Here is a 19,805-nt window from a genome sequence, read left to right on the forward strand (position 1 = left end):
ATGCGTTGTCACGCGGGCTACTAGATAATCGCGCGCTACGGGGATCAGCGTAAATTGGTCCATTTTTGACTTAGGTAGAGACTTGTCCGATCGCCAGTGGGGAATCATTTAGCCCCATGGGAGTCGGAACAATGCTCGCCAACCTGGCATATAGATAGCTGGCCGTTGGTTTTTTGATCTGTTTTCGGCGAGGGTTGCTCGTGATTGTTAGTCCCTGTAATGCACCAAAATTGTCTGCCAAACGGTTACGAAACGCACTGGTAACGGGCTCTGCCCTGTTTTGCCTGTTCGGCGCGGGTCAACTGTGGGCATTCAGTCTGGATGATGTGTCGGCCAAGGCAAAAGAGCTGGCCGGGCAGAAATACGAAGCTCCGCGCAGCAATTTGCCGAACGAATTCCGCGAAATGAAATTCGCTGATTACCAGAAAATTCGTTTCCGCAACGAAAAAGCCGAGTGGGCCGATCAGAACACCCCGTTCAAGCTGTCCTTCTATCACCAGGGTATGCACTTTGATACACCGGTGAAAATCAACGAAGTCACCGCCGACAGCGTCCAGGAAATCAAGTACGACCCGTCCCGCTTCGATTTCGGCGACGTCAAGTTCGATCCCAAGTCCACCGAACAGCTGGGTTATGCCGGTTTCCGTGTGCTGTACCCGATCAACAAGGGCGACAAGCAAGACGAAATCATGACCATGCTCGGCGCCAGCTATTTCCGCGTCGTGGGTAAAGACCAGGTCTACGGCCTGTCTGCCCGCGGTATGGCGATCGACACTGCGTTGCCGTCCGGCGAAGAATTCCCGCGTTTCACCGAGTTCTGGATCGAGCGTCCAAAGCCGGGTGAGAAACAGCTGGTGATCTACGCCCTGCTGGATTCGCCACGGGCCACAGGCGCCTATCGCCTGATCCTGCGCCCTGGCACCGACACCATCGTCGACGTCAAATCCCAGATGTACCTGCGTGACAAGGTCACCAAGCTGGGCATCGCCCCGCTGACCAGCATGTTCCTGTTCGGTGCCAACCAGCCGTCCAAGGTCCTCAACTACCGTCGCGAGCTGCATGATTCCAGCGGCCTGTCGATCCATGCCGGCAACGGCGAGTGGATCTGGCGCCCACTGAACAACCCGAAACACCTGTCGGTCAGCAACTTCACCGTGGAAAACCCGCGTGGTTTCGGCCTGCTGCAACGCGGTCGCAACTTCAGCCACTACGAAGACCTCGACGACAACTACGACAAGCGCCCAAGCGCCTGGATCGAGCCTGATGGCGACTGGGGCAAGGGTTCCGTCGACCTGGTAGAGATTCCGACCGCCGATGAGACCAACGACAACATCGTTGCCTTCTGGAGCCCGGAAAAACTGCCGGAGCCAGGCAAGCCGCTGGACGTCGCCTACCGCCTGCACTGGACGTTGAAAGACGCCGAGTTCCATTCGCCTGAAAGCGCCTGGGTCAAGCAGACCCTGCGTTCCACCGGCGACGTCAAGCAATCCAACCTGATCCGCCAGCCAGACGGCAGCGTGGCTTACCTGGTGGACTTCGAGGGCCCGTCCCTGAAGAAACTCGCACCGGATGCACCGGTTCGCAGCCAGGTCAGCGTGGGCGACAACGCCGAAATCGTTGAAAACAGCGTGCGCTACAACCCGCACACCCAAGGCTGGCGCCTGACCCTGCGCATGAAGATCAAGGACGCAGGCAAGCCGACCGAAATGCGTGCTGCCCTGGTCCAGGATATCGTGACACCTGAGCCGGAGAAGGTTTCGACCCAAGTGCTTAAAGCCGACAAGGTCCTGGCCAAGCAACACGAGAAAGCGGCCAAGAAAGACGCCAAGGACAAGGACGCCAAGCAGCCGGAAGCGGCTGCCCCAGCCACACCACTCCCTACCCAGGATCAGGCCAAGACAGAGCAAGTCCTGACCGAAACCTGGAGCTATCAGTTGCCTGCCGATGAGTAATTCCCAAGTCCAGCCAGAGACTCTTGCCGAGTACCTGGCGCATCTACCGATGACCGATGAGCAGCGCGCCGAACTGGCGGGCTGCGAGTCCTTCAGTGATTTGCACAAGCGCCTGTCGTCGTCCACGTTCGATGCGCCGGCCGACGCTGCCCAAACGTCGGTAGGTGCGCGGCTGACCCTCAACACCGCCGAAGAGCTGCAAGACGCCGAAATGCTGGCGCTCGATGCCAGCGGCCGGGTCTGCCTCAAGGCTACACCGCCGATTCGTCGGACCAAGGTCGTGCCTGAGCCGTGGCGCACCAATATCCTGGTGCGTGGTTGGCGCCGCCTGACCGGTCGCACCAACCCTCCGGCACCGCCGAAGGATGAGCGCGTGTTGCCGGCTGCGCGCTGGCGCACCGTCGGTTCGATCCGTCGCTATATCCTGCTGGTGCTGATGCTCGGCCAGACGATCGTCGCAGGCTGGTACATGAAAGGCATCATGCCGTACCAGGGCTGGTCCTTCGTCGACTTTGACGAGATCCGCAACCAGACCCTGCTGCAAACCGCTACCCAGGTACTGCCTTACGCCCTGCAAACCAGCATCCTGGTACTGTTCGGGATTCTGTTCTGCTGGGTCTCGGCCGGTTTCTGGACCGCGCTGATGGGCTTCCTGGAACTGCTGACCGGTCACGATAAATACCGTATCTCCGGCAAAAGTGCCGGTGACGAGCCGATTCCGAAAGACGCCCGCACCGCGCTGGTAATGCCGATCTGCAACGAAGACGTGCCCCGGGTATTTGCCGGCCTGCGCGCAACGTTCGAATCGGTAGCCGCCACCGGTGACCTGGACCGTTTCGACTTCTTCGTCCTCAGCGACAGTAACGAGGCCGATATCTGCATCGCCGAGCAGCAAGCCTGGCTCGACGTGTGCCGCGACGCCGGTGGCTTCGGCAAGATCTTCTATCGCCGCCGTCGCCGTCGCGTCAAACGCAAGAGCGGCAACCTCGACGACTTCTGCCGTCGCTGGGGCGGTGACTACAAGTACATGGTGGTCCTCGACGCTGACAGCGTAATGAGCGGCGAATGCCTGACCAGCCTGGTACGCCTGATGGAAGCCACGCCGGATGCCGGGATTATCCAGACCGCGCCGCGTGCGTCGGGCATGGACACCCTGTATGCGCGCATGCAGCAGTTCGCCACCCGTGTGTACGGCCCGCTGTTTACCGCCGGCCTGCACTTCTGGCAGCTGGGTGAATCCCACTACTGGGGCCACAACGCGATCATCCGCATGAAGCCGTTTATCGAGCACTGCGCCCTGGCGCCGTTGCCGGGTAAAGGCGCTTTTGCCGGTGCGATCCTCTCTCACGACTTCGTTGAAGCGGCGCTGATGCGCCGTGCCGGCTGGGGCGTGTGGATTGCCTACGACTTGCCGGGCAGCTACGAAGAACTGCCGCCGAACCTGCTGGACGAACTCAAGCGTGACCGTCGCTGGTGCCACGGTAACCTGATGAACTTCCGCCTGTTCCTGGTAAAAGGCATGCACCCGGTGCACCGTGCGGTGTTCCTGACCGGCGTGATGTCGTACCTGTCGGCGCCGTTGTGGTTCTTCTTCCTGGTGCTGTCGACGGCCTTGCTGGCGGTCAACACCCTGATGGAGCCGCAGTACTTCATGGCGCCACGCCAGTTGTACCCGCTGTGGCCGCAATGGCATCCGGACAAGGCGGTGGCGCTGTTCTCCACCACCATCGTGCTGCTGTTCCTGCCTAAACTGCTGAGCATCATCCTGATCTGGGCCAAGGGCGCGAAAGAGTTCGGCGGCAAGTTCAAGGTGACCTTGTCGATGCTGCTGGAGATGCTGTTCTCCATGTTGCTGGCGCCGGTGCGGATGATCTTCCACACCCGTTTCGTACTCGCCGCGTTCCTCGGCTGGGCTGCGACCTGGAACTCGCCACAGCGTGACGACGACTCCACGCCCTGGAGCGAGGCGGTCAAGCGCCACGGTCCGCAGACCTTGCTCGGCTTCTTCTGGGCACTGCTGGTGGTGTGGTTGAACCCAAGCTTCCTGTGGTGGCTGGTGCCGATCGTGGGTTCGCTGATGCTGTCGATTCCGGTGTCGGTGATTTCCAGCCGGGTCAAGCTGGGCCTCAAGTCCCGTGACGAGAGCCTGTTCCTGATCCCCGAGGAATACAATCCGCCCCAGGCGCTGTTGTCGACCGACAAATACACCCACGAAAACCGTTGGCATGCGCTGAACGACGGCTTTGTGCGGGCGGTGGTCGATCCTCAGCAAAACGCCCTGGCGTGTGCCCTCGCGACGTCCCGTCACGGGCAGGCGGAGCCGATCGAATGGCTGCGCGCCGAGCGTGTTCGTCATGCGCTGAAAGTCGGCCCTGCCGGCCTCAACAACGGCGAACGCCTGGCCTTGCTCAGCGACCCGGTCGCCCTGGCTCGTTTGCACGAGCAGGTCTGGAGCGAAGGTCACGCCGAATGGCTCAACGCCTGGCGGGCATCGGTCAAGGCTGATCCGCATGCGCCGTTGCTGCCATTGAAACCACTGTCGTCCCAGGTTCAACCGGCCTGATTCGGACGCCCCCGAGGTAACGCCTCGGGGGCGTTTTTGGCAACCGTCCTACGTTGTTTTTCCCCTCTGTTCTTCCGCGCTAACTCCTTGTTATTTCGAAACAAAAGACCCTTCACCAAGGCGTATTGCCGTGCCTGTGAGTGGGTTAGCATCGCCCCCAAAATCTGACTCGAAGCCCCTGGTTTACGCGAACTTGTGCGTGGCTGGGAGTGGGAGTGTTTAACGGAACAGGGGCGTTTCATGATCAAAAGGTATTTATCGATGCTGTTGCTCGGCATCGTCACGTTTTCCCATGGTTACCTGGCGCATGCCGGGGCAATAGACGAAGCCGTTCGCCGCGGTGTGCTGAAAGTTGGCACCAACCCGGCCTACGTGCCCTTCGAGATGACCGACAAGAAGGGCCGCATCGTCGGCTTTGAAATTGACCTGCTGCGGGAGATGAGCAAGGCGCTGGGGGTGAAGCTGGAGTTGGTCTCAGTGCCCTATACCGACCTGATACCCGGCCTGCTGGCCAGCCGGTTCGACCTGATCGGTAGCGGCATGACGGTCACCCAGGAGCGCAACCTGACACTCAATTTCAGCGATTCCTTCATCATCGTCGGCCAGACCGTGCTGCTGCATCCGCGGCTGGCCGAGCAGGTCCACAGCATCGAAGACTTGAACGAAGCCGGCTACCGGATCGCGGCGGCCGAAGGCACCACGGGCGAGGCGGCGGCGAAGAGGTTTCTCGACGCTGCCCGGTTGCACAGTTTTCCGACCCCTGAAGAAGGGGTGCGCCAGGTGGTGGAGGGCAAGGCGGACGCCTTTATCCATGACGCGCCGTACAACCTGATCGCCATCACCAAGCCCCAGAACCGCACGCTGTTGGCGCTGGAACAACCCTTCACCTACGAGCCGTTGGCGTTCGGGGTGAAAAAGGGCGATTACGACAGCCTCAACTGGATCAATCATTTCCTCAATCAGGTGGCGCAGGACGGCACCTACGATCGGCTGCATGACAAGTGGTTCAAAGACACGGACTGGATGACGGAGGTGGGCTGGTAGTCATAACTGCTTACACATCAATCAATTGGCTGGCCTGTGCGTTGACATGTCTAGCGGCAGGGTTCCCTGCACCGTTGTGGGGCTTTTCTGTCATCCCTTGGCAACAAATCCCGGTGAAACCTTTGTACCGGGCGGGGAGTGAGTTAGGATCGCACCCCGAAATGGTGCAGCCCTTTTGCGCGCCGATCTCACCATAAAATGGGTTCAGGGGACTTGATGATGAAAAAGTATCTTTCGATGCTGCTGCTAGGCGTCACCGCACTGGTGGCGGTCAACGCGGCCCACGCCGGCGCCATCGATGATGCGGTCAAGCGCGGCACGTTGAAAGTCGGCATGGACCCGACCTACATGCCGTTCCAGATGACCAACAAGCGCGGTGAAATCATCGGCTTTGAAGTTGACATCCTCAAGGCCATGGCCAAGTCCATGGGCGTCAAGTTCGAGCCGATCTCCACCGGCTACGACGGCATCATCCCGGCCCTGCTGACCAACAAGTTCGACATGATCGGCAGCGGCATGACCCTGACCCAGGAACGCAACCTGCGCCTGAACTTCAGCGAACCGTTCATCGTGGTCGGCCAGACCCTGCTGATTCGCAAGGAGCTGGAAGGCACCATCAAGTCCTACAAAGACCTGAACGACGAGAAGTACCGCCTGACCTCCAAGCTCGGCACCACCGGCGAGATGGTGGCCAAGAAGCTGATCTCCAAGGCCAAGTACCACGGCTACGACAACGAGCAGGAAGCCGTGCTCGACGTGGTCAACGGCAAGGCCGACGCCTTTGTCTACGACGCGCCGTACAACGTGGTGGCGGTGAACAAGGTCGGCAATGGCAAGCTGGTATTCCTCGACCAGCCGTTCACCTTCGAGCCCCTGGCGTTCGGCCTGAAGAAGGGCGACTACGACAGCATCAACTTCATCAACAACTTCCTGCACCAGATCCGCAACGACGGCACCTACGATCGCATCCATGACAAGTGGTTCAAGAGCTCCGAGTGGCTCAAGGACATGGAATAACGCTTGGCTTGTGTGGCGAGGGAGCTTGCTCCCGCTGGAGTGCGTAGCGCTCCCGCCTTTTTTGGGGCTGCTACGCAGCCCAACGGGAGCAAGCTCCCTCGCCACATACGGGGTACATCCCGCCCCTGATGGATGTTAAATAATGAAACAGAAAAAAGCCCAATGGCCCTGGCACCTGCTGACGGTGCTGGTGCTGGTCGGCCTGGCCGGCGCGTTGTATTACGCCACCTCGCTGATGTCCTACGAATGGCGCTGGAACCGTGTTCCGCAGTACTTCGTCTACCAGGCAGAAGAGTCCCAGCGGGCGTCGGACATTTCCACCGTCAGCGAACTGGTGCGCAAGGGCGATGTAGCTGAAGTCACCCTGCGTAACGGTGAGGGCAACGAGCAGCACCTGACCGTGGCCGAGAACAGCCTGCAAGTGGCCAAGGACGATGACGTGGCCGAGGGCGATGTGATCGGCGTCACCCGGCATTGGGCGGCGGGCCCGTTGTTGTGGGGCTTGTGGACCACGTTGTGGCTATCGGTGGTTTCCGGGGTGCTGGGCCTGTTGATCGGCCTGGCGACCGGGTTGTGTCGCTTGTCGAATAACCCGACTTTGCGCGATCTGTCGACGATCTACGTCGAACTGGTACGCGGTACGCCGCTATTGGTGCAGATCTTCATTTTCTATTTCTTTATCGGCACCGTGCTCAACCTGTCCCGGGAGTTCGCCGGGATCGCCGCGCTGTCGCTGTTTACCGGCGCCTATGTGGCGGAAATCATTCGTGCCGGCGTGCAGTCGATTGCCCGTGGCCAGAATGAAGCGGCACGTTCTTTGGGGCTCAGTGCCGGCCAGTCGATGCGCCATGTGGTGTTGCCGCAGGCCTTCAAGCGCGTGTTGCCGCCGCTGGCCGGGCAATTTATCAGCCTGGTGAAGGACACGTCCCTGGTGTCGGTGATCGCGATTACCGAACTGCTGAAAAGCGGCCGCGAGGTCATCACCACCTCGTTCTCGCCGTTTGAAATTCTGTTCTGCGTGGCAGGCCTGTACCTGCTGATCAACCTGCCGCTGTCGAAAATCGCCAGCCGGCTTGAGCGGAGGCTCGCGCAAAGTGATTGAAGTCCGCGATCTGGTAAAAGTCTTCGACACCCGTGGCCACGTAGTCCGCGCGGTGGATAACGTGACCACGCAGGTGGCCAAGGGTGAAGTGCTGGTGGTGATCGGCCCGTCCGGCTCCGGCAAGTCGACGTTCCTGCGTTGCCTTAACGGCCTGGAAGAGTTCGATTCCGGCTCGGTGAGCATTGACGGCCTGCAACTGGCAGACCCGAAGACCGACGTGAACGCTTATCGCCGGGAAGTCGGCATGGTGTTCCAGCACTTCAACCTGTTCCCTCACATGACCGTGCTGGAAAACCTCTGCCTGGCGCAAAAAGTCGTGCGCAAGCGCGGCAAGAAAGAGCGCGAGGCCAAGGCCCTGGCGCTCCTGGAAAAGGTCGGCATCGCGCAGAAAGCCAACGAATTTCCGTCGCGGCTTTCCGGTGGCCAGCAGCAGCGCGTGGCGATTGCCCGTGCGCTGGCGATGGAGCCCAAGGTGATGCTGTTTGACGAGCCCACCTCGGCGCTTGACCCGGAAATGGTCGGCGAAGTGCTGGACGTGATGAAGACCCTGGCCCTGGAAGGCATGACCATGGTCTGCGTCACCCATGAAATGGGTTTTGCCCGGGAAGTGGCTGATCGGGTGCTGTTCTTCGATCACGGCAAACTCCTGGAAGACGCCGCTCCGGCGCAATTCTTCGATTCGCCGAAGGACCCCCGGGCCCAAGCCTTCCTGCGTCAAGTTCTGTAAAACGCTTCTTGTGGCGAGGGAGCTTGCTGTGGCGAGGGAGCTTGCTCCCGCTGGGCTGCGTAGCGGCCCCAAAAAGCCGGGAGCGCTGCGCACTCCAGCGGGAGCAAGCTCCCTCGCCACAGCAAGCACCCTCCCCACAGTCGGCAGCGGGCTTCTTCAGACCTTGAACTTGCCCACCCACACCTGCAAATCCGCGCCCAGGCGCGCCAGTTCGACACTGGCCGCCGCCGTCTCCTGGCTCGCGGCCGAGGTCTGTTCCGACACATCCTTGACCTTCAGCACACTGCGGTTGATCTCCTCTGCCACTGCGGTCTGCTCTTCGGCAGCGGCGGCAATCTGTGGGTTCATCTCCTGGATAACCGACACGGTCCGGGTGATACCGGCCAAGGCATCGCCTGCGCGACGGGTCAGTTGCACGCTGTTGTCGGTGAGGCTGCGGCTGCTGTCCATGATGTCCGCAACCTGCTGCGTACCTCGGTGCAGGCCGCTGATCAGTTCCTCGATTTCCTCGGCCGATTGCTGGGTACGTTGCGCCAGGCTGCGCACTTCATCGGCGACCACGGCAAACCCTCGGCCGGCCTCGCCGGCGCGGGCCGCTTCGATCGCTGCGTTGAGGGCCAGGAGATTGGTCTGCTCCGAGACTGACTTGATCACCTCCAGTACGCTGCCGATCTTCCGGCTCTCCTGTTGCAACCCTTGCATGGCCTGGCTTGAACGGAGCATCTCCTGAGCCAGCTGCTCAATCTGGGTAATGGCCTCGGCGACCACCTGATCACCCTGGCCCGCCTGTTGGTCTGCCTCGGCAGCGGCCAGTGAAGCTTGCTCGGCATGGCGCGCGACTTCCTGGGAGGTGGCGAGCATTTCGTTCATCGCAGTGGCCACCTGTTCCGTTTCCTGTTTCTGCCCATCGACCCCGGCGCGGGTCTGTTCGGTGACGGCAGACAGTTGTTCGGCGGCACTGGCGATCTGTTGGGCGCTGTCGCCGATGCCGCTGATCAAGCCCCGCAGGTTGAGGGTCATTTGCCCGATGCTGCGCTGCAACTGCCCCAGTTCATCCTGACGTGAGGTCTGGATGTCGTGGCTCAGGTCACCTTCGGCAATCCGGTTGGCCACGTGGAGGGCCTGGCGCAGCGGCGCGACGATCTGGCGGGCGATCAGCCAGGCGGCCACGATGCCGAGCAACAGCGCCAGCGCGCTGACGTTGAGCAGCAGGGTACGGGCGAGGCCGGCCTCCGTGTCACGTTTGGTGGTTTGGTCCTGGCTCAACAGGTCGCTTTGCTTGAGTAACTGATCCACCCATCGCTCAAGCTGGTTCTGGGTGGTTTCGGTGGTCACTTGGGCCTCCTTGAGGCGTGTCAGGTGAGTCCGAAAGCCGAGCAGTGCGGTTCTAAGGGCGCTGGCATCAACCGGTAGCGCGCTTACAGCCGCTTGAGCGCCATCCAGCGCCAGCAGCGCATCATTCAGGCCGTTGGCATAGGCGTCCAGTGACGCGGCGGCCCAAGCGGGGCTTTGGGCGCGGTCCTCGGCTTGCTCCATGGCCCGGCGCAATTGTTCTACGGCGTCGAGGGCCTTTTCGTCGTCCTGATTGGGCAGGTTGCTGGACAGTTCAGAGAGGGTGTCACTGCTCTGGACTGAGCTGCGCTTGAGCTGTTCGCGGGCGTTCTCGCGTTGTTTGGTCAGCCCCTCCAGGCCGCTGAGGGCCGTTTTGAAGCTGGTGACAAAGCGTCGGCTTTCCTGCAACTGCTGCTGATTGATCAGGTCGGTAAATCGTGGGGAAAGATCCACCAGAAACTGGTCGATCTTGTCCATGTGCTGCTCGATCTTGGACAGGCTGGCGGGGTCGTTGAGCGTGCGATAGACAATGCGATCAGCACGCAGCTCTTCACCGACAACGGCTAATTGCGAGAGGGTCGTGAGCTTTTGTGAGCGATTGAGTGAGGCGTTCAAGGCTTGCCAGCCCGTTGCCGCGATGATGAGGCTGAGGCTAAGCACCAGGCCAAAGCCCAGGGCAAGTTTGACGCTGATGCTGATGTTTCCAAGCAGGCGGGTCAGTGGACGAAGCATGTGGACCTCCAACGAATAAAAGGAGCGTTTCGAGCGTCCGGCTGAAGAGGTCAGGGGGCGTTGAAACGCTACTGTTATTCGGCGCCAGGTGTGTAATCCACGACCTGAAAAGCGTGTAGGAAATTTCACAAGTTGTCGTGGCGGCGGCCCTGATGGCCGCCGCGCGCGGGTCAGACCTTGAAGCGGCCTACCAGGGTTTGCAGGTAAATCCCCAGCCGTGCCAGTTCAGCGCTGGACGCTGCCGTCTCTTCGCTGGCCGCCGAGGTCTGCTCGGAAACATCCCGCACGTTAAGCACGCTGCGGTTGATCTCTTCAGCCACGGCACTTTGTTGTTCGGCCGCGGTGGCGATCTGCTGGTTCATCGCCTGGATCGTCGAAACGGTGCGGGTGATGTTCTCCAGGGCGTTGCCGGCCCGGCGGGTCAGCTCGACGCTGCTGTCGGTGAGGTTGCGGCTGTTGTCCATGATGGTCGCCACTTGCTGGGTGCCACTTTGCAGGCCGACGATCAGCTCTTCGATTTCCTCGGTGGACTTCTGCGTGCGCTGGGCGAGGCTGCGCACTTCATCGGCGACCACCGCAAAACCGCGCCCGGCTTCACCGGCACGGGCGGCTTCAATCGCCGCGTTGAGGGCCAGCAGGTTGGTTTGCTGGGCCACGGACTTGATCACGTCCAGCACGCTGCCAATCTTGTCGCTCTCGCGCTTGAGATGGCCCATGGCTTCGGTGGAGTTGCCCACCTCGCTGGCCAGGCGCTCGATCTGGGCGATGGCTTCACCCACCACCTTGTCGCCTTCGCGGGCCTGCTGGTCGGCGGCTACGGCCGCCTCGGAGGCTTCTTCGGCGTTGCGGGCGACTTCCTGCACGGTGGCGGCCATTTCGTTCATGGCGGTGGCCACCTGGTCGGTCTCGACCTTCTGGCTGTTGACCCCGGCGCTGGTCTGCTCGGTGACGGCCGACAGTTGTTCGGCGGCGCTGGCGATCTGGGTGACGCCGTCGCTGATACCGCCGATCAGTTCCCGCAGGCCTACGGTCATGCTTTGCATGGACCGCTGCAGTTGGCCCAGCTCATCGCGGCGTTCGGAGATCAAATTGTGGCTGAGGTCACCGGCCGCTACCCGCTCGGCGACTTTGAGGGTCTGGCTCAGCGGGATAACAATCTGCCGGGTGATGGCCCAGGCGGCGAGTATGCCGAAGGCCAGTGCCAGGGCGGTGGCAAGCAGCAAGAGTTCCTTGGCGTGGGCGGTGTCGGTGTCACGCACCACGGTTTGCGAGAGGGTGAGTTTATTGCTGCGGTCGAGCAGGATATCGCCTTGCTCGGCCATGATTTTCGTCGCGGCAGCGGTAGCCACCTGGGAATCGCGGTATTGGCTGACGGCAGAGCGGTAGGCCTGCAGTGATACGCTGGCCTCCTGCAGGTTGGCCTGGTATTGCTCGGGCAACTGGCCGTTGAGGTCGGTGATTTTTTTCAGGGCGTTGTCGATGGCGTCCAGGGCTGGCTGTTCGGCTTCGACCTTGCCGCTGTAGGTGTAGCCACGCACCTGGAAGCGCGCCTGCTGGATCAGTTTGCTCAGGTCGACCACGCTGTTGAACAGGGTGACGCTGTCGCCTTGCAGCAGGGATTTTTCCACTTCGTTGGTTTTTGCCACGGCGTTGTCGGCGGTATCGCCCAGCTTGCTGCGGGCGCCTTCACGCTTGAGGCCGGCCTGGACCATGGTGCCAAAGGCTTTTTTGTATTGGCCCAGGGCGTCCTGTTGTTGCTCCACGAGGAGCTTGTCGTCGGGTTGCTCGATCAGCTCTGCGGCGGTTTTCAGGCCGGTGTCCAGTTGTGTGATCAAGTCGTTGACCGCGCCGGTGCCTTGTTCGCCACGGCGCATTTCGAAGTCCAGGCGCGCCAGGCGCAGGTCCTTGGTCAGCCCGTTGAGGCTGGAAATATAGCCCAGCTTGTCGCCGCGGCTGATCACGCCACTCAGGCCGGTCCAGCCGGTAAAGGTGATCAGCAGGGTCAGGATCAATACCAGGCCGAAGCCTATGCCCAGCTTGCGGTTGACGCTTACATTCCCCAGTTTCTCGGCTAACCAACGATACATGCTGCGAACTCCCCTGGAACAAGGCTTGGACTTATTCAGAGGCTATCGGCAGGGACATTGGATTCTGTAGGCGGGATGGCGTTTGTGGTGAGGGAGCTTGTTGTGGTGAGGGGGCTTTAGTGGCGAGGGAGCTTGCTGTGGCGAGGGAGCTTGCTCCCGCTGGGCTGCGTAGCGGCCCCAAAATCCTGGGAGCGCTGCGCACTCCAGCGGGAGCAAGCTCCCTCGCCACAGCAAGCTCCCCCACCACAGCAAGCTCCCTCGCCACATTGGGATTTAGAAGAGTCTTGAGAGCAGCGCGGTAACAGCGGTTTCGACCCTCAGGATGCGAGCCCCCAGTTGCACTGGCTGCAACCCGGCCTTGGCCAGCAGATCCACTTCATAGGGAATCCAGCCGCCTTCCGGCCCGATGGCCAGCGTCACCGGCTCATCCAGACCGCGAGGGCAGGGTGGATAGTCACCTGGGTGGCCAATCAGGCCGAGGGTGCCTTGCGCCAGCGCCGGCAGGCGGTCTTCGACGAACGGTTTGAAGCGCTTTTCGATCACGATCTCGGGCAGCACGGTGTCCCGGGATTGTTCCAGGCCAAGGATCAGTTGTTCGCGAATCGCTTCCGGCTCCAGGAAGGGCGTCTGCCAGAAGCTCTTTTCCACGCGGTAGCTGTTCACCAGCACCACCCGAGGCACGCCCATGGAGGCCACGGTTTGCAGCACCCGGCGCAGCATCTTCGGGCGGGGCAGGGCCAGTAGCAGGGTCAGGGGCAGTTTGGCCGGCGGCGGCTGGTCGAAGGTCACTGCCAGTTCGGCTTCCTGAGACTCCAGGCGCAGCAACTGAGCATTGCCCATCAGCCCGCCAATGCGCCCGACCCGCAGGCTGTCGCCTACCGCGGCACGGTGGACTTCCTGCATATGCACCAGGCGCCGATCACGCAGCACCACCCGGTCGGCCGCGATAAAGTCGGCCTCCTCAAGCAGCAGCAGGTTCACGGCTGGGTCGCTGGCGGCTGGTCGTCGTCGGCGGGTTGGTCATCCGGGTGATCGCCACGCTTGCTCACCAGGCTGCCAAACAGGATGCCAATCTCGAACAGCATCCACATCGGCACGGCCAGCAACGTTTGGGAGAAGATGTCTGGCGGCGTCAGGATCATGCCGACCACGAAGCAGCCGATGATCACGTACGGGCGGATCTTCTTCAGGTATTTGACGTCGACCACGCCGATCCACACCAGCAGCACCACGGCCACCGGGATTTCGAACGCTACGCCAAAGGCGAAGAACAGCGTCATCACGAAGTCGAGGTAGCTGGTGATGTCGGTCATCATCTCCACACCGGCCGGGGTGGCGGCGGCGAAGAATTTGAAGATCAGCGGGAACACCAGGAAGTAGGCGAAGGCCATCCCGGTGTAGAACAGCAGGATGCTCGACACCAGCAGCGGCACGGCGATGCGTTTTTCATGCTTGTACAGGCCCGGCGCAATAAAGCCCCAGATCTGATGCAGGATCACCGGGATCGCCAGGAACAGCGAGACCATCATCGTCAGCTTCAACGGCGTGAGGAACGGCGACGACACGTCGGTGGCGATCATCGTCGCGCCGGCCGGCAAGTAATTGCGCAGCGGCGTGGAGACGAAAGTGTAGATCTGCTGGGTGAAGGCAAACAGTCCGGCAAAGATGATGAAGATCGCCGCGACACAGCGCAGCAGGCGGGTGCGCAACTCGGTGAGGTGCGAGACCAGTGGCATGTGCTGGTCGGTTTCCGGTTTATCAGCGCTCATGGGGCTCGCGGCGGCAATGTAGGGTCGTGGGGCGCGGGCGACACGGCAGGCGTCGGCGCGGGTTCGGTCGGGGTCACGGGCGCTGCGGGCGCAGGCTCGGCGGCGTGCACGGGGTCAGCGACCGGTGCAGGCGCGGGCGCGGCAGCCGGTGCAATCGAGTGCTCGGCCACAGGTTCAACCGGCTTGGGCGTTTCCTGTACCGGCGAGAGAATCTTCCGTGCCTCTTGCTCCAACGACAGAATGTGTTCGTTGTGCAGTTGCCGGCGAATCTCGTCGGCGCCGATTTCCCGTTCAACTTCCTGTTTGATGGCGTTGAAACTGCGTTTCAGGCGCCCGATCCACAGGCCGGCCGTGCGCGCGGCACCGGGCAGGCGTTCCGGCCCCAGTACCAGCAGGGCCACGAGGCCGACGAGCAGCAGTTCAGAGAAGCTGATACCAAACATTATTCAGTACTCACGAGTCTTTTTGGTTCTGCTCTTTGACGTGCTCGGCCTGTACGTCGAAGGTGCGACGTTCAGTGATCGGCTGAGTGGCCTGCGGGTGCACAGGCTGCGCCGGTGGCACCGGGTTGACGACCGGGTCGGCAGGCTTTTCGTCGTCGTTCATGGCCTTGCGAAAGCCCTTGATCGATTCACCGACGTCGGTGCCGAGGTTTTTCAGTTTCTTGGTGCCGAACACCAGCACAACGACCACAAGAATGACGATCCAGTGTTTCCAGTCAAAAATGCCCATGCTGCAATTCCTCTGTAAAAGTTGGTCAGGCGGACGGGCGCGAGGCCTTTTCGGCATGCCCGGACAAGCCGAAGCGACGGTCCAGTTCATCAAGCACTGCCTGTGGATGCTGCCCCAGTTGGGCGAGCATGACCAGACTGTGGAACCACAAGTCGGCAGTTTCGTAGATCACGTCGCTGCAGTCGCCGCTGATTTGCGCGTCCTTGGCAGCAATAATCGTCTCGACGGATTCCTCGCCGAGTTTTTCCAGAATCTTGTTCAGACCCTTGTGGTACAGGCTGGCGACATAAGAGCTGTCAGCGTCCGCGCCTTTGCGGTCTTCCAGCACCTGGGCCACACGGTTGAGGGTATCGCTCATGGTCAGTGTCCTGCCGAATAGATAGCGTGCGGATCTTTGAGTACGGGCTCGACGGTCTTCCACTCGCCGTTTTCAAACACGCGGTAGAAGCAGCTGTGACGGCCGGTGTGACAGGCGATGTCGCCAATCTGTTCGACCTTGAGGATCACCACATCGGCGTCGCAGTCGATGCGCATCTCATGCAGGGTTTGCACGTGCCCGGACTCTTCGCCCTTGCGCCACAGTTTGCCACGGGAACGTGACCAGTAAATGGCGCGGTTCTCGGCGGCGGTCAGGCTCAGGGCCTCGCGGTTCATCCAGGCCATCATCAGTACGCGCCCGGTCTTGTAGTCCTGGGCAATGGCCGGCACCAGGCCGTCACTGTCCCACTTGATCTCGTCCAGCCAGTCTTTCATTTTCGGCTCCGGCAATTTGCGACAGTGTATAACCGGATTGGCTATCGACGCACGATCAGATACACGCCCACGGCGACCATAATGCCAGCCGGCCAATGGCCCAGTTCATTCAGCGGACCGCCGGCGGCCAGTATCGTACCGCCCACCAGGTGCGCGGCGCCCAGCAGGCGCAGGAACCAGTCGTCCTTGCGCTTGTGCCACGGCGGCGCCGGGTCCTTGGCGTGGGGCTGGGACATGCGCTCCAGCAGGTCGCGGGTCATGTTGGCCAGGTGCGGCAATTGCTCGACCTGGCTTTGCAGATTGCCCAGCAGGGTTTTCGGGCTGACACGGTCACGCATCCAGCGCTCGAGGAATGGCTGGGCGGTGTTCCACAGGTCGAGGTCCGGGTAGAGCTGGCGGCCCAGGCCTTCGATGTTCAGCAGGGTCTTTTGCAACAGCACCAACTGCGGCTGCACTTCCATATTGAAGCGCCGCGCGGTCTGGAACAGGCGCATCAGCACCTGGCCGAAGGAAATATCTTTTAACGGTTTTTCAAAGATCGGCTCGCACACGGTGCGGATCGCCGCTTCGAATTCGTTGAGTTTGGTTTCTGCCGGCACCCAGCCCGAATCGATGTGCAACTGCGCCACGCGGCGGTAGTCGCGCTTGAAGAAAGCGAACAGGTTGCGCGCCAGGTAATCCTGGTCTTCGGGGGTCAGGCTGCCGACGATGCCGCAGTCGATCGCAATGTACTGCGGGCTCCACGGGTTCACGGTGCTGACGAAGATGTTGCCGGGGTGCATGTCGGCGTGGAAGAAGCTGTCGCGGAACACCTGGGTGAAGAAGATTTCCACGCCGCGCTCGGCGAGCATCTTCATGTCGGTGCGCTGGTCGGCCAGGGTCGCGAGGTCGGTGACCTGCACGCCATAGATGCGCTCCATCACCAGTACTTTCGGGCGGCACCAGTCCCAGTAGACTTGCGGCACATACAGCAACGGCGAGCCTTCGAAGTTGCGCTTGAGCTGGCTGGCGTTGGCCGCTTCACGCAACAGGTCGAGTTCGTCGTAGATGGTTTTTTCGTAGTCCAGCACCACGTCCACCGGGTGCAGCAGGCGCGCATCGGCCGAGAAACGCTCGGCGGCGCGGGCGAGGATGAACAGCCACGCCAGGTCCTGGCCGATGATCGGCTTGAGCCCCGGGCGAATCACCTTCACCACCACTTCTTCGCCGCTTTTGAGCTGCGCGGCATGCACCTGGGCCACCGAGGCCGAGGCCAGCGGGGCGATGTCGAAGCGGCTGAACACTTCGCTGATTTTCTTGCCGAGCTGTTCTTCGATCAGCGTAACCGCCAGTTGCGAGTCGAACGGCGGGACGCGGTCCTGCAACAGCATCAGCTCGTCGGCGATGTCTTCGGGCAACAGGTCGCGGCGGGTGGAGAGAATCTGCCCGAACTTGATGAAGATCGGTCCCAGGTCCTGCAACGCCAGGCGCAGGCGGGCGCCACGGCTCAGGTCGAGGGTTTTGCGCGGGAACCAGCGCCACGGCAGCACATAGCGCACCGCCAGCAGAAACCACGGCAGCGGCAGGGCGAACAGCAGGTCATCGAGGCGGTAGCGGATTACGACGCGCTGGATACGAAACAAACGGCGGACGGCGAGCAGCTTCATGCGTTATCGCTTGAATCAAGGGAGCGGCTCAGGCGCTCGAAGCGCGCCTCAAGTCGTTCCAGGTCGAGTTTGGCCTGGTCGAGTTCGCGAAAGCGCGCTTCGGCTTCCCGTTGTCCGACCAAGGTGCGCGATTCTTCGCTCAGGTATTCGGCGAGGTTCTGGTTCAGGCTGGCGAAACCTTGCTGGTACCAGCGCGTACGGCTGCGCAGGTGACCACTGATCAGTTGCGTGGCCACCGGGCCGAGCCAGCGTGACAGCTCGTATTCCCAGTCCAGTTCCAGGTCTTGCAGCACGGCGGCCAGGTCCATCAGCACCGCGCTGTCGCCTTCAAGATCCACGTCGGGGCCGTGGAGGATCGCCGTCTTGTCCCGGCTCATGGCCAGGCGCAGCAGGCTTGAGCCGGACGCACGCAGGGTGCAGTCGGCATCGGCGGCCCAGTGGGACGCCAGCAACAGGCCTTCATCGCTGGGCAGGATAAACAGCTGCAAGGCGGGGCTGGTGCAATCGACGGCGATGATCTTGCCGTTCAGGTGCGCCAGCCGCGCCAGGGCGGTGCTGTCCAGGCGCAAGACACGGTTGAGGCCGTGTTCAACGCTGGCGAGAAGGCCCGCGAACAACATCAGGGCTTGATGCCGCGGTGCAGGGCGACGATACCCGAGGTCATGTTGTGGTAGGTCACGCGGTCGAAACCGGCCTCTACCATCATCGACTTCAGGGTTTCCTGGTTGGGGTGCATGCGGATCGATTCGGCCAGGTAGCGGTAGCTTTCGGCGTCATTGGTGATCAGCTTGCCCATCAACGGCATGAAGGCGAACGAGTAGGTGTCGTAGACCTTGGACATCAACGCGTTGGTCGGCTTGGAGAACTCCAGGACCAGCAGGCGACCGCCGGGCTTGAGTACGCGCAACATGGAGCGCAGCGCGTCTTCCTTGTGGGTCACGTTACGCAGGCCGAAGGCGATGGTCACGCAGTCGAAATGGTTGTCCGGGAACGGCAGCTTTTCAGCGTCGGCCTGGACGAACTCGATATTGCCCGCCACGCCTTTATCCAGCAGGCGATCACGACCGACCTTGAGCATCGAGCCGTTGATGTCGGCCAATACCACCTGGCCGGTGGGGCCCACCAGCTTGGAGAACTTGGCAGCCAGGTCGCCCGTGCCGCCGGCGATATCCAGCACGCGGTTGCCGGTGCGTACGCCCGACAACTCGATGGTGAAGCGCTTCCACAGGCGGTGCATGCCGCCGGACAGCACGTCGTTCATCAAGTCGTACTTGGCGGCTACCGAGTGGAACACCTCGGCGACTTTTTCCGCTTTCTGGCTTTCCGGGACGTTCTTGAAGCCGAAGTGAGTGGTGGGTTCGGCATCGCTGCCTTTGCGCTGATCAGTCATATCGCTGTCACCAAAAGAGAATGGGGGCATTCTAATCCCCAAGGCATGCTTTGTCTTGGCAAGGCTGAAGGTAAGATAGGTGGCCACCGAGACCTTTTGCCGCATGGCGGGTCGACAAGTCTCTATAACGAGGAGTCATTCAAATGGCCCGTATACAGGTTGAACGTGCCCACACACTGGGCAAAGACGCTGCCCGAGAAAAAGCCGACAAGTTGGCGAGCAAACTCAAGGAGCAATATGGCCTGGAGTCTTCGTGGGCCGGCGACACACTGAACCTCAAGCGCTCGGGAGTTAAAGGCACCGTTAAAGTGGCTGAAGATTCCCTGCGCATCGAAGTGGAACTGGGCCTGTTGATGTCGGCCATGAGTGGCACCATCAAGTCCGAAATCGAGAAGGCACTGGATAAAGCCCTGGCCTGATTTTCGACCTTCTTAGGGTGCCGATTCTAATTTTTCTGCCTACTTTGTGCCCAAGCCCTCAACTTCTGTGGGCAGTTCCTCCCCCCTTTATGCGTGAGGTGCACCATGGCCAAAGTTATTTTGAAGAAAAAAATTGCTACCGGAACTAACACCCTGAGCGAGGTTAAAACCTATGCCCGCAAGATCTGGCTGGCCGGTTTGGGGGCTTACGCCAAGGTCGGCAGCGAGGGCGCCGAGTACTTCAAGGAACTCGTTAAGACTGGTCAACATGTTGAAAGTAAAGGCAAAAAAGTTGTGATTGAACAACTTGATGCTGCCAACAGTCAGATTGATCAAGTCAAGAGCGAAGTCTTCGGCGTCAAAGGTCGAGTCGAAGTGCAACTGGATAAAGTTGAAAGAGCTTTTGATAGTCGTGTTGGAAGTGCCTTGAATCGGATCGGCATTCCGTCTAAACATGACGTGGAGACACTCTCTGCTAAGCTCGATGAGCTGACGGCATTGCTCGAACGTGTCGCGCGTAAACACTAAGGAGACAACGGG

18 protein-coding genes and 1 pseudogene are annotated in these 19,805 nt (G+C 61.1%); 8 read left to right on the forward strand and 11 right to left on the reverse strand.

Translation table 11 applies throughout. From position 1 onward, the window contains the following. The first annotated feature begins 200 nt into the window (after positions 1–200). The 6 genes and pseudogenes from V3W39_RS06640 (at position 201) to V3W39_RS06665 (ending at position 8,405) form a co-directional block, all read left to right on the forward strand. On the forward strand, positions 201–1,952 hold the full coding sequence (locus V3W39_RS06640) for a glucan biosynthesis protein G (protein ID WP_310503510.1): 1,752 nt from the start codon (positions 201–203) through the stop codon (positions 1,950–1,952). Beyond that, a pseudogene (gene mdoH, locus V3W39_RS06645) lies at positions 1,945–4,535 on the forward strand (glucans biosynthesis glucosyltransferase MdoH). The gene V3W39_RS06640 and the pseudogene mdoH overlap by 8 nt, the downstream one beginning before the upstream one ends. 220 nt (positions 4,536–4,755) lie before the next feature. After that, positions 4,756–5,559, forward strand: coding sequence for a transporter substrate-binding domain-containing protein (locus V3W39_RS06650; RefSeq protein ID WP_177076024.1), 804 nt, complete (start codon positions 4,756–4,758; stop codon positions 5,557–5,559). A 219-nt stretch (positions 5,560–5,778) separates the two neighbouring features. After that, a complete protein-coding gene (locus V3W39_RS06655) occupies positions 5,779–6,576 on the forward strand; it encodes a transporter substrate-binding domain-containing protein (RefSeq protein ID WP_010169158.1) in 798 nt (265 codons plus the stop codon). Between the two features lie 142 nt (positions 6,577–6,718). Then, complete coding sequence (locus tag V3W39_RS06660) at positions 6,719–7,678, forward strand: amino acid ABC transporter permease (protein ID WP_093202652.1); 960 nt, start codon at positions 6,719–6,721, stop codon at positions 7,676–7,678. Continuing rightward, on the forward strand, positions 7,671–8,405 hold the full coding sequence (locus V3W39_RS06665; RefSeq protein ID WP_177041081.1) for an amino acid ABC transporter ATP-binding protein: 735 nt from the start codon (positions 7,671–7,673) through the stop codon (positions 8,403–8,405). Before V3W39_RS06660 ends, V3W39_RS06665 begins: the two co-directional genes overlap by 8 nt. Positions 8,406–8,561: 156 nt before the next feature. Here V3W39_RS06665 and V3W39_RS06670 read toward each other — a convergent pair whose 3' ends face one another. The 11 genes from V3W39_RS06670 to ubiE all read right to left on the reverse strand — a co-directional run bounded on the left by V3W39_RS06670 (position 8,562) and on the right by ubiE (position 18,846). Further along, positions 8,562–10,469 (reverse strand): HAMP domain-containing methyl-accepting chemotaxis protein, encoded by a 1,908-nt coding sequence (locus tag V3W39_RS06670; protein WP_330212396.1) that lies wholly within the window; start codon positions 10,467–10,469, stop codon positions 8,562–8,564. Between the two features lie 170 nt (positions 10,470–10,639). Further along, the gene (locus V3W39_RS06675) at positions 10,640–12,556 is read right to left on the reverse strand and encodes a methyl-accepting chemotaxis protein (RefSeq protein WP_330212397.1); all 1,917 of its coding nucleotides are present in this window, start codon (positions 12,554–12,556) and stop codon (positions 10,640–10,642) included. Between the two features lie 273 nt (positions 12,557–12,829). Then, a complete protein-coding gene (locus V3W39_RS06680) occupies positions 12,830–13,537 on the reverse strand; it encodes a 16S rRNA (uracil(1498)-N(3))-methyltransferase (RefSeq protein ID WP_177114293.1) in 708 nt (235 codons plus the stop codon). Then, positions 13,534–14,325 (reverse strand): twin-arginine translocase subunit TatC, encoded by a 792-nt coding sequence (gene tatC / locus V3W39_RS06685; protein ID WP_003209295.1) that lies wholly within the window; start codon positions 14,323–14,325, stop codon positions 13,534–13,536. Before tatC ends, V3W39_RS06680 begins: the two co-directional genes overlap by 4 nt. Beyond that, positions 14,322–14,768 carry a Sec-independent protein translocase protein TatB gene (tatB, locus tag V3W39_RS06690; protein WP_177041089.1) on the reverse strand — a complete coding sequence of 149 codons (447 nt, stop codon included), beginning with the start codon at positions 14,766–14,768 and terminating at the stop codon, positions 14,322–14,324. The genes tatC and tatB overlap by 4 nt, the downstream gene beginning before the upstream one ends. 10 nt (positions 14,769–14,778) lie before the next feature. Further along, positions 14,779–15,057 (reverse strand): twin-arginine translocase TatA/TatE family subunit, encoded by a 279-nt coding sequence (locus V3W39_RS06695; RefSeq protein ID WP_017478213.1) that lies wholly within the window; start codon positions 15,055–15,057, stop codon positions 14,779–14,781. A 25-nt stretch (positions 15,058–15,082) separates the two neighbouring features. Continuing rightward, positions 15,083–15,415 (reverse strand): phosphoribosyl-ATP diphosphatase, encoded by a 333-nt coding sequence (locus tag V3W39_RS06700; protein ID WP_003209299.1) that lies wholly within the window; start codon positions 15,413–15,415, stop codon positions 15,083–15,085. Positions 15,416–15,417: 2 nt separating this feature from the next. Then, positions 15,418–15,810: a phosphoribosyl-AMP cyclohydrolase gene (hisI, locus tag V3W39_RS06705; protein ID WP_010169173.1), complete on the reverse strand. Its 393-nt coding sequence runs from the start codon at positions 15,808–15,810 to the stop codon at positions 15,418–15,420. Between the two features lie 41 nt (positions 15,811–15,851). After that, positions 15,852–17,456, reverse strand: a complete 1,605-nt coding sequence (gene ubiB, locus V3W39_RS06710) for a ubiquinone biosynthesis regulatory protein kinase UbiB (protein WP_177041091.1) — start codon at positions 17,454–17,456, stop codon at positions 15,852–15,854. After that, a complete protein-coding gene (locus V3W39_RS06715) occupies positions 17,453–18,076 on the reverse strand; it encodes a ubiquinone biosynthesis accessory factor UbiJ (protein ID WP_330212398.1) in 624 nt (207 codons plus the stop codon). The genes ubiB and V3W39_RS06715 overlap by 4 nt, the downstream gene beginning before the upstream one ends. Continuing rightward, entirely contained in the window at positions 18,076–18,846 is a 771-nt protein-coding gene (gene ubiE / locus V3W39_RS06720) for a bifunctional demethylmenaquinone methyltransferase/2-methoxy-6-polyprenyl-1,4-benzoquinol methylase UbiE (protein WP_003209306.1), read from the reverse strand. The genes V3W39_RS06715 and ubiE overlap by 1 nt, the downstream gene beginning before the upstream one ends. Positions 18,847–18,989: 143 nt before the next feature. Between ubiE and V3W39_RS06725 the strand changes: the two genes are divergently transcribed. Beyond that, positions 18,990–19,265, forward strand: coding sequence for a polyhydroxyalkanoic acid system family protein (locus V3W39_RS06725; protein WP_008439272.1), 276 nt, complete (start codon positions 18,990–18,992; stop codon positions 19,263–19,265). A 105-nt stretch (positions 19,266–19,370) separates the two neighbouring features. Further along, positions 19,371–19,793, forward strand: a complete 423-nt coding sequence (locus V3W39_RS06730; RefSeq protein WP_177041095.1) for a phasin family protein — start codon at positions 19,371–19,373, stop codon at positions 19,791–19,793. Positions 19,794–19,805 lie beyond the last annotated feature (12 nt).

The organism is Pseudomonas sp. Z18(2022) (genome assembly GCF_036346535.1).
Taxonomy (GTDB): Bacteria; Pseudomonadota; Gammaproteobacteria; order Pseudomonadales; family Pseudomonadaceae; genus Aquipseudomonas; species Aquipseudomonas yamanorum_A.